Raw genomic sequence first — 10,697 nt, 5'->3', positions numbered from 1 at the left:
CTCTCTGCTTGGACTTTTTGTTACCAATCATCCCTCATAATGACCTTTAATCAAAACGCAAAATCTTACCCATCCTCCAAGAGAATCTCTACACAAAAAAAGAAAGGGGACCGCTCCCCTTTCTCAAAATATATATGTTTACCCCTTAAATTAACCCTTTAAAGTATCCCCTTACTGAAAAAAGTCGCTGAACTGATTGAAGTTCCCCTGTAAAAAGTCGAACGCGATGCTCGGCGCGACTCCAAACAACACAGTCGCCACTACGCACACACCGATAACAATGCCGAGACCTGCTGGCAGCTTGATTTTTGCCTCTTGGTCTGCAGCTGGTCGGAAGAACATTTGCACGAGCACGCCGAAATAGTAGAAATACGATACGACTGTTGTCGCAATCATAATGGACACTAACACATAGCGTGCAGGTTCTACGGCAAGCGCACCCATGAAAATGTTAAGCTTCCCGATAAAGCCGGCTGTTCCCGGAATTCCCGCCAAGCTGAGAATAAATACAGCCATCGAAAGCGCCAGAATCGGTGCCTTTTTGTATAATCCCGCAAATTGTGAAATATCCTCTGATCCTGTTTTTTGCGTGATCAGCTGGATAATCGCAAATGCCCCAAGGTTCATGAACAAGTATGCTCCTAAATAGAACCAAAGTGTATCAAAGATAAAAACTGATAACGATGCGACTACTACAAGCAAATAGCCCGCCTGTGCAATACTTGAGTATGCGAATAGACGCTTAATGTTTTTCTGTCTTAAAGCTACCACGTTTCCAATAATCATTGTTGCAGCTGCAAGGAAGGCAATATAATCCTGAACCTTCATAAAGAGCGGCATTGAATTTGGAATGTCTGAAGATGGTGTACTTAAGAACACCACAAGCATAATTCGAATGAGAATGATAAAGCCGGCTGTTTTTGAAACGACGCTCAAGAAAGCCGTAACAGGTGTCGGCGCTCCTTGGTACACATCAGGTGCCCACATATGGAACGGAGCCGTTGCCAATTTAAATGACAGCCCGACAAAAATCATGAATAAAGCAAGACCCATTAGATAGATGTGCTGCGGGTTCGTTAATGCCATTAACCCCCGAGCCATTTCAAGTAGGTTTGTTGTCCCTGTAAGACCATACACATAGCTCATACCGAAAAGAGTAATCGCAGTCGAAATTCCGCCATTAATGACGTATTTCATAGAAGACTCGTTCGATAGAGTATTTTTCTTGCGAAGGCCCGCAAGGATATAAGATGGAATCGAAAGCAACTCAAGGCCGACAAACAGCGTAATTAAATCGCCGCTTGAAGACATGATCATCGTTCCGAGCAGGGCGGCAAGGAATAAATAGAAGAACTCTCCTCGATATTCAGTTAGCCCATCCTTCGGTTCATAGCTCGTTGCCAGAATCATAACAAGCGCAGCTCCCAATAACAATAGCAGCTTAAATGCCTTCGCGAAAGAATCGAGTCTAAAGGTATCATACAGAATCGATTCCGCTCCATGCCCAAACAAGCTGAAAAGGGACGCAAGTGCGGCTAGAATCCCCGCAAGGCCAAGCCAACCAAGGATTTTTCGATTCACCGTCTTCGGCATAAATAAATCTAATAATGATAGTAAAGTGGCTACACCGAGGATGATGAACTCAGGTGTCATGATGCTCCATTTATATGATAATAATTCTGTAAGATCCATCCTTCATCACCCTCCTATCCCAAGCATGATCGTTTCAAGTGTGGATGTTAGCGGCTCGCTTAGTACACTTGGGTACACACCAATTAATACAATAATCGCTAGTAAAACTAAAGCTGGAACCCATTCTCTGCCGCGAAGATCGGTTACACCCGCAAATTCACGATGGGCTTTTCCATAAGTAATGCCAAGAACTGCACGCAGAAGGTAAACGGCAGTCAAAATAATTCCTAGTGCTCCTACCGCTGCTAAAACCGGCATTTCTTTAAATAGGCCAAGGAAGGCCATAAATTCACTCACAAATCCGGACATTCCAGGCATTCCGAGTGAAGCCATTGCTCCAGCTAGCAGAAAGCCAGCTGTGATCGGCATTCCCTTTGCCAATCCGCCAAGGTTTTGGATGATGGATGTATCCAGACGCTCGTAAAATACCCCAACAAGGAAGAATAGAAGTGCTGCAATCAAACCATGTGATACCACTTGGAAGATGGCTCCTTGAATGCCTGCCTCGTTCATCGCGCCTAATCCAATTAACACAATTCCCATATGGGAAATAGAGGAATAAGCAAGGACCATTTTGAAATCTGTCTGAATCAATGCTAAGAATGCTCCGTATAACAGGTTCACAACTCCGAGAACAGCGATTAAGACCGCTAATTCCTGGAACTGCTCTGGGAAAATCCCTATTCCAAAACGGATGATCCCGTAAGCCCCAATTTTCAGCAAGATACCCGCATGGAGCATAACAACCGATGGAGATGCCTGTACGTGAACGCGAACCATCCAGCTATGCAGCGGGAAGATTGGCAGCTTAACGCCAAATGCTATTAACAAGGCAATCAGCAAGCCCATTTTAGTCCCTTCCGAGAATACGGCATGATTGACGTCAGCATGCATAATAGCCATTAATGCGTCAATATTAGACGTTCCTGTACGGGAAAATAGCACCATAATCACAATGAGAAGCACTGCAGATCCTAATCCGTTATAAATTAAGAAGCTGAATGCTGCTTTTTCTTTTTCAAAATAACCCCATTTTCCAATCAGGAAGAAGGTCGGGATTAATGTAATTTCGAAAAAGATGAAGAATAGAATTAGGTTTTCGGCAGCGAACACACCAAGCATTCCTACTTCTAATAGAAGGAACAGCATAAAATAGCCTTTCCATTCTTTTTTAATATACATAGAAGCAATGGCTGCAAGAGTGGAAAGTATCGCTGTCAGCACGACCATAATAAGGGAGAACCCATCTACCCCAAGCTCGTAATTTATCGAGAATAAATCCCCTAAACGGTTCGGGTCGCCAAATTGAACCCAGCGCACATTCTCGCTTAAATCAGCTAGAGAAGCTCCGGCACGATATTGAAAAAATGCCACTAGCGACAAAATCAGTGCTGGAAGAGTTGCTAGGAAACCGACCGTTTTAATAACGGATTCCTTTGTGTTCGGAATCAATGATAAAACTAAAACACCAACTAAAGGGGAGAATACTAAGATTGATAAGAAATAAGTGATATTCATCTTAAATACCCCCCTGTTACTGCAAATACGACTACTAAAATAGCTAATCCTACAAAAGCGACCGTTCCATATCTTTGTACTTGGCCATCCTGGAACTTCGAGCCTAGTTTTCCAAGGGCGACCACGGTTCCAGCTACTCCTTTTACAACGCCTTCAACAAGGAAGGTTTCGATGTAGCGAAGTAAAATACTGAAGAACTTCGTCACCTTTAAGACGGTCAGCTCGTAAAATTCATCGATAAAGTATTTGTTATATAAAATATTGTACATCGTTTCAGCACCAAGCCAGTCGCGTGATAGTGAACGCTTGCTGTAAATCATCCAAGCTAGGAAGATACCAAGCAGGGATACAACAGTTGCGACAATCATAATCCACGCTGGACCTTCAATATGTCCATGTCCGAGCGCCGGATTTCCGTCTACTAACCAATCACCAAGGAACGTTCCGAACCATGGTGTATTGGCGTAACCTGCCACAACAGCAAGGACTCCGAGAATCATCATCGGGACCGTCATCACACTTGGCGACTCCTTCGCATGGCTCATATCGCTACGCGATTCGCCCGAGAACACCATGAAGAACAGGCGGAACATATAGAATGCTGTAAAGAATGCAGCCACAACTGCAAGCCAGAATAATACTGTATTGCCGTGTGCCCAAGCAGCAATTAAGATTTCATCCTTACTGAAGAATCCTGAAAATAATGGAACCCCGCTGATCGCCAATGTTCCAATTAAGAACAGAGGGCCTGTGACACGAAGCTTTTTCCATAGTCCGCCCATTTTCTCAATATCCTGTGTATGAACGGCATGGATGACACTTCCTGCAGCAAGGAAAAGCAATGCTTTAAAGAAAGCGTGAGTCATTAAGTGGAACACACCCGCCACATAGCCGGCAGATCCAAGCGCCAGCATCATATATCCAAGCTGGCTGACAGTTGAGTAGGCTAGCACTCTTTTAATATCCGTTTGCACAAGACCAATGCTCGCTGCAAAAATCGCAGTAATTGCTCCAATGACAGCTACGGTCATGAGCGCGGTTTCGCTTGCTGTGAAAAGCGGGAACAAAGCCGCTACTAAATAGACCCCTGCTGCAACCATTGTCGCGGCGTGGATTAATGCTGAAACTGGTGTTGGACCTTCCATCGCGTCCGGAAGCCAGGTGTGAAGCGGAAATTGACCAGACTTCCCAATAGCTCCAACAAAAATCAAAATTGCGGTTAACGTAATCATCGTAGTTGAAATCGATCCAGCTGCTACAGCCGCAAAGATTTCATCATATTCAAAGCTGCCAACCTGCCAGAATAAGAGAATCATTCCGATTAAAAGGCCCACATCCCCAATACGCGTCATGATAAACGCCTTTTTCGCAGCCTTCTTTGCTTCATCTTTATAAAAGTAGAAGCCAATCAATAGGAATGAGCCTAAGCCGACAAGCTCCCAGAAAATATACGTTTGCAATAGGTTAGGAGATAGTACAAGCCCTAGCATCGCAAAGGTAAATAACCCTAAATATGAATAGTAAACATGAAGTCTCTCATCCCCGTGCATATATCCCTTTGAATACGTATGAACAAGGAAACTGACGAGTGAGACGATTACTAGCATTAATGCATTTAACTGGTTTACTTCAAAACCCGCTGTTAACTGAACATCCCCAATTGTCAGCCAAACAGCTTCTGCCTTATGGGTTGGTGACGAAAATCTTTCAAACAGCACCAACAACGAGTAGACAAGAGATGCAAGCGAAAGCAGAATTCCTATGTAAGCACTCGCATCCTTAAGCCGTTTGCCGAAAAAGACTAGGAATAAGAACGATAAAAGCGGGAAAAGCGGTATGATCCATGCATTCTCCATCAATATCACAATCCCCTTTTTTGAACACGCTGGTAAGTTTTGTCCGTCTGTAAGGTCAGCGTGTTAGATTGAGGCAGGTTATACTTAAAGCGGGCTTTTTTAGCGCAAGGAAATAGTTATATGACTTATTTCCTATTAAAACACACATTATTTCCCGGAAAAATATTTTACTAGTATAACAAGCAGCCTCTTTTATTCGTGAAAAGCATTCCTTAATGCTTCAATGTGTTCATTTCATCAATATTAACGGTTTTCCGATTGCGGTAAAGGGCAATCAAGATCGCTACGCCAACAGCCACTTCTGCTGCGGCAACTGTCATGACAAATAAGGCGAAGATCTGACCTGTAATCGCAGGCGCAGCCCCAAACTTACTGAAGGCTACTAGGTTGATATTAACTGCATTTAGCATTAGCTCAATCGAAATTAAGACAATCACTGCATTTCTTTTCGTCAAAGCACCATATAAACCGATACAGAATAAGATTAACGCTAAGGCAAGATACGCTGAAATGGGAACTGAGCTCATTCCTTCTCCGCTCCCTTCTCATCATCTTTCCTAGCTAAAACAATTGCGCCGATCAGAGCTGCCAATAGTAAAACAGAAGTTAATTCAAATGGAATGATGTATTTAGAATAAAGCGCCAATCCAATTTGCTCTGTATTATTTTCATGCAACGTATTCGGCAATTGTCCGAAATCCAGGTTGTAAATACCGATATAGACTGCAAACGCGAATCCTAATACCCCCAAAAACAACAATACCTTTCGGACGATTCCTGTTTTTGGCTCACTCACATCGTTATGACGGGTCAGCATAATTCCAAATAACATAATGATTGTAATGGCACCGGAATAAAGTAAAATTTGGGCTGCAGCAAGAAACTCTGCAGATAATAAAACAAAGATTCCCGCAATGCTAATAAAAGTAAATACTAGCGCCACTACCATATGCACAACTTTGGTAAGGTTCAATAAAAGCACGCCGCCCATGACTGCCACTACTGCTAGTGACATAAACGCAAGAAATTCACCTGAAAACGTCATGCTTTATTCTCCTTCCGTATATTCTCATCATTTTCATCCAGCCATTCGAGGTTTTTGAACAAATCATCCCTGCTGTATTCTGCCAGTTCAAAGTTATTCGTCATAATAATAGCCTCTGTTGGACAAACCTCTGTGCACAAATCACATAGAATACAAATCTCAAAGTTAATATCATACGTATCAATAATTTTTCCTTTTTTCGCCGGATCCGGATGCTTTTTACCTGTCAGCTGGATACATTCAGTCGGGCAAATGTTCGCACACTGATTACAAACGATACATTTTTCCGGATAGAATTTTTGAATTCCGCGGAACCGATCTGGAAGTGGGAGCGGCTCATTCGGATAATCATATGTGACCTTTTTGCGGGTCAAGTTTTTTAGGGTATATGATAAACCTTTCGCTAATCCAAGCATGTTTTTTCACCCCTTGAATATTAAAAGTGTAAGGCTTTTTAAAATAGGTTTAGCAATTCTTTTAATAGTGCGGTTAAGAAAATATTGGCTAATGCAATTGGCAGGAGAACCTTCCAGCCAAATTCCATTAATTGGTCTGCGCGTACACGCGGGAATGTAGAACGGAACCACAGTAGTATGAAGATAACCAATGTGAATTTAAGTGCGAACCATACTGCACCCGGGATAAATCCTAAGAACGGAAGCGGCAGCCATCCGCCTAAGAACAACACAGTTGTCAGAGCAGCCATCGCAAATAGGTACACATATTCTGCTAGCATGAAAAATGCCCAGCGGAAGCCGGAATATTCGACATGGAACCCGGCAACGAGCTCAGATTCTGATTCTGGCAAGTCAAATGGTACACGATTTAATTCGGCAACAGATGCAATGAAGAAAACGATAAAGGCGATTGGCTGCCAGACGATGAACCAGCCATTTCTTTGTGCATCTACGATATCATTTAAATTTAAGCTTCCTGATAGAAGGATGACGCCGACAACAGACATAACGAGCGGGATTTCATAGGAAATCATCTGTGCCGCTGCACGCATTCCTCCAAGGAGAGCATATTTATTGTTTGAAGCCCATGCTCCTGTTACAATTCCTACTGTAGTGATACCGGAAACGGCGATATAGTAAAGCAGGCCCACTCCGATATCAGCAAATTGAAACTTGTCTGTAAAAGGAATCGTTGCGAGCACCATGAAGGCTGGGGTAAACGCAATGACAGGAGCTAAGATAAATAACGGCCGGTCAGCAAGCTTAGGAATAATGTCTTCTTTTAAAAGAAGTTTAAGAACGTCAGCAACTGTTTGTAATAACCCCCAGCGTCCGCCGACTTGGTTAGGACCATGGCGCATTTGCATATATCCCATTACTTTACGCTCTGCTAATATACAATAGGTGACGAAGCCTAAAACCACTAATAGTAAAACGGCGGCTAATAAGAAGAAAATACCGAAATTTAATAATCCGGGACTAGAGTGCAATAGTTCTTCTATCATTAACCGTCCACCTCCCCGAGGACAATATCAATTCCTCCTAAAATTACAATCATGTTCGCCATGTTTTCGCCTTCAAGCAGCTTAGGGAGAATTTGCAGATTATAGAAGGACGGTCTTCTGAACTTTAAGCGATACGGTTCTTTTTTCCCGTCACTGTAAATATAGCAGCCAATTTCTCCGCGTGGAGATTCGATTCTGACAAATGCTTCTCCTTTTGGCGCCTTAATAATCTTAGGGACCTTAGCCATGATTACTCCCTCTGCCGGGAATTGTTCACACGCCTGTTCAAGAATTTTGAGCGACTCTTCAATCTCTTCTAATCGAACATGATAGCGTGCCCATGCATCCCCTTCTTCTCGAGTAACCACATTAAAATCAAATCGGTCATAAATGGAATAAGGCTCATCCTTACGAAGATCCCATTTTACTCCGGTACAGCGAAGTGTCGGTCCGCTTAATGAATAATGGATGGCATCTTCTTTCGTATAAACGCCTACACCCTTCACTCGGTTCATGAAAATTTCATTTCCCGTCACAAGCTGATGATAACCGACCAGCTGCTCACGCATATAAGGAATAAATTCTTTTACCTTCTCAACCCAGCCCTCTGGTGCGTCCCATTTCACGCCGCCTACACGCATGTAGTTAAAAGTTAAGCGCGCGCCCGAAAGCTCGTTCAGCATATTAATGATCATTTCCCTTTCCCGGAATGCATATATGAAGGGACTTGTTGCCCCAAGGTCCAGTAAAAAAGTACCCCATGAAACTAAGTGACTGGCAACCCTTCCAAGCTCCATCGCCATGACACGAAGGTATTCAGCCCGTTCAGGAACCTCGATGCCCATCATTGTTTCAACTGCGTGGCAGATTACATAGTTATTGGTCATTGCTGAAAGATAATCCATCCGGTCTGTATACGGGATAATCTGTGTATATTGGAGATCTTCAGCCAACTTCTCCGTTCCACGGTGCAAATAACCGATGACTGGCTTCGCTTCTTTTATGATTTCCCCATCAATTTTGACAACGAGACGAAATACACCGTGCGTACTTGGATGCTGAGGACCCACATTTAAGACCATTTCTTCAGTACGAATCACTGGTTACACCTCCACATCATACGGTTCGTAGTCTTTTCTTAACGGATGGCCAATCCAATCATCTCCAAGGAGAATCCGATACAGATTCGGGTGACCTGTAAATTTAATGCCTAATAGATCATAGGCTTCACATTCAGGCCAATTTGCCCCTGCCCATAATGGCACCAGTGACTCAATGGTTGGTTCATCACGATCAATCTTTACTTTTAACGCAACTGACTGTCTATTTTTATATGAATATAAGTGAACATAAACTTCCATATGTGTTTCAAAATCTGTCCCATGAATTTCAGATAAGTAATCAAATCCTAGCTGCTCATTGTATTTAAGAAATTCAGCAAGCTTGTAGTAAGATTCTTTCTTCGCCACTAAGGTCGGAACATCTTTGGATAAACTATTGATATAGTAATCTTCCAGCACATCTTGTCCGAGGTGGTCTCCGATAACCTTCACATACTTATCGAGATAAGGCTGATTTGGTGACGGTTTCTTTTCCTCTGCAGGTTCAGCTGCGGCTTTTCCACCAGCTTTTGCTTTCGCAGCGGCAATCGCCTTCGCCTTCTCATCATCACCGGCTCCACTACCAGCTCCTGCTGCTGCCTTCGCTTTGGCTGCAGCGGCAGCCTTGGCTTTTGCGGCTGCAATCGCTTTCGCTTTTTCATCGTCACCGGCTGGTGCTTCTCCTGATTGTTTTGCTAGTGCGGCAGCTTTCGCTTTGGCGGCTGCGGCTGCCTTTGCCTTCGCGGCTGCAATCGCTTTTGCCTTCTCATCGTCACCGGCTGGTGCTTCTCCCGATTGCTTCGCCAGTGCAGCGGCTTTTGCTTTGGCGGCGGCGGCGGCTTTTGCCTTTGCAGCAGCGGCAGCTTTTTGCTTCGCTATATCAAGGTCTTCAGCTGGAGATTCCTCCTTTGCTTCGCCCTCTTCTTTTGCTTTCATTTTCGCTAGTGCGGCGGCTTTCGCTTTCGCGGCAGCCTCCTTTTTTAACTGTTCAAGATCCTTTTCCCCGCTCATAGGTTAGATCACCTTCTTCCCAGTTTTAGCCTCGTAGCGGATTTTTTCCTTTAATTTATTTATTCCATATATTAATGCTGCCGGATTTGGGGGACATCCTGGTATGTAAACATCAACAGGAACAATTTGGTCGACACCCTTCACAACGGCGTAGGATTTCACATATGGTCCTCCTGCTGTTGCACAGGAACCCATTGCAATAACCCACTTCGGCTCTGGCATTTGATCATACAGTCGGCGAACAATTGGCGCCATTTTTTTCGTAACGGTTCCTGAAACAATCATGACATCTGATTGACGAGGGGATGTCCGGAAAAACGAACCAAAACGGTCTAAATCGTAGTGAGCACCACCGACACCCATCATTTCAATGGCACAACAAGCAAGCCCGAAGGTCATTGGATATAATGAGTTACTCCGCGCCCAAGCTTTTATTTGTTCCAAAGTTGCCATAAATACATTACGCTCTAATTCTTTCATTTCTTCAGGTGAGATATTTTCCAATTTTAAGTCCATTTTAACACCTTCTTCTTCCATGCATAAATCAGACCGATGACAAGCATAAATACGAAAATCAACATTTCTATTAATGCAAAGATTCCGAGTTTTTCATAAGCAACTGCCCACGGATATAGAAATACCGTTTCTACATCAAAAATAACAAACATAAGTGCAAAAACATAATAGCGAATATTAAACTGCACCCATGAATCATGGAATGGCTCAATCCCGCTCTCGTACGTGGTATACTTCGTCTCATGCGGCTTATAAGGCCGCAGCAGCTTCCCTAAAAACAAAGCTACCACAGGTAATAAAATTCCAAGACATAGGAACACAAACACTATCAAATAGTTATTTTGATATAAATTTAGCATCTCCATGTCCATCCCCCCCAATATTATGAATTTTCTCTACCCAGTTGTAACCGTAATCATTATAGCACTCTTACCAATTTGTGTCGATAAACCCAGCTATTTTACTGGAAATTCTCTCGACCCACAGAACAAAGCTTT

At 43.3% G+C, this 10,697-nt stretch carries 11 protein-coding genes; all 11 read right to left on the bottom strand.

The genetic code is table 11. The features are described from left to right. Nucleotides 1-171: 171 nt before the first annotated feature. The 11 genes from nuoN to V7164_RS05970 all read right to left on the bottom strand — a co-directional run bounded on the left by nuoN (nt 172) and on the right by V7164_RS05970 (nt 10,565). Complete coding sequence (gene nuoN, locus V7164_RS06020; RefSeq protein WP_335346692.1) at nt 172-1,692, bottom strand: NADH-quinone oxidoreductase subunit NuoN; 1,521 nt, start codon at nt 1,690-1,692, stop codon at nt 172-174. 6 nt (nt 1,693-1,698) lie between these two features. Further along, on the bottom strand, nt 1,699-3,210 hold the full coding sequence (locus V7164_RS06015) for a complex I subunit 4 family protein (RefSeq protein WP_335353635.1): 1,512 nt from the start codon (nt 3,208-3,210) through the stop codon (nt 1,699-1,701). Continuing rightward, nucleotides 3,207-5,069 (bottom strand): NADH-quinone oxidoreductase subunit L, encoded by a 1,863-nt coding sequence (nuoL, locus tag V7164_RS06010; protein ID WP_335353634.1) that lies wholly within the window; start codon nt 5,067-5,069, stop codon nt 3,207-3,209. Before nuoL ends, V7164_RS06015 begins: the two co-directional genes overlap by 4 nt. A 209-nt stretch (nt 5,070-5,278) precedes the next feature. After that, nucleotides 5,279-5,593, bottom strand: a complete 315-nt coding sequence (gene nuoK / locus V7164_RS06005) for an NADH-quinone oxidoreductase subunit NuoK (RefSeq protein WP_335346689.1) — start codon at nt 5,591-5,593, stop codon at nt 5,279-5,281. Continuing rightward, on the bottom strand, nt 5,590-6,111 hold the full coding sequence (locus V7164_RS06000) for an NADH-quinone oxidoreductase subunit J (protein ID WP_335353633.1): 522 nt from the start codon (nt 6,109-6,111) through the stop codon (nt 5,590-5,592). The genes nuoK and V7164_RS06000 overlap by 4 nt, the downstream gene beginning before the upstream one ends. Next, entirely contained in the window at nt 6,108-6,527 is a 420-nt protein-coding gene (gene nuoI / locus V7164_RS05995; protein WP_335346687.1) for an NADH-quinone oxidoreductase subunit NuoI, read from the bottom strand. The genes V7164_RS06000 and nuoI overlap by 4 nt, the downstream gene beginning before the upstream one ends. A gap of 38 nt (nt 6,528-6,565) precedes the next feature. After that, nucleotides 6,566-7,573 (bottom strand): NADH-quinone oxidoreductase subunit NuoH, encoded by a 1,008-nt coding sequence (nuoH, locus tag V7164_RS05990; RefSeq protein ID WP_335353632.1) that lies wholly within the window; start codon nt 7,571-7,573, stop codon nt 6,566-6,568. Further along, nucleotides 7,573-8,673, bottom strand: a complete 1,101-nt coding sequence (locus tag V7164_RS05985) for an NADH-quinone oxidoreductase subunit D (protein ID WP_335353631.1) — start codon at nt 8,671-8,673, stop codon at nt 7,573-7,575. The genes nuoH and V7164_RS05985 overlap by 1 nt, the downstream gene beginning before the upstream one ends. A gap of 3 nt (nt 8,674-8,676) precedes the next feature. Then, entirely contained in the window at nt 8,677-9,684 is a 1,008-nt protein-coding gene (locus V7164_RS05980; protein WP_335353630.1) for an NADH-quinone oxidoreductase subunit C, read from the bottom strand. A 3-nt stretch (nt 9,685-9,687) separates the two neighbouring features. Further along, complete coding sequence (locus V7164_RS05975) at nt 9,688-10,200, bottom strand: NuoB/complex I 20 kDa subunit family protein (RefSeq protein WP_335353629.1); 513 nt, start codon at nt 10,198-10,200, stop codon at nt 9,688-9,690. Continuing rightward, the gene (locus tag V7164_RS05970) at nt 10,191-10,565 is read right to left on the bottom strand and encodes an NADH-quinone oxidoreductase subunit A (RefSeq protein ID WP_335344863.1); all 375 of its coding nucleotides are present in this window, start codon (nt 10,563-10,565) and stop codon (nt 10,191-10,193) included. The genes V7164_RS05975 and V7164_RS05970 overlap by 10 nt, the downstream gene beginning before the upstream one ends. Nucleotides 10,566-10,697: the final 132 nt, after the last annotated feature.

It is taken from the genome of Bacillus sp. JJ1474, from assembly GCF_036965225.1.
Lineage (GTDB): Bacteria > Bacillota > Bacilli > Bacillales > Cytobacillaceae > Cytobacillus.
Note: the sequence above shows the minus strand (reverse complement) of the source record. Positions and strands in the feature narration are given on the sequence as shown.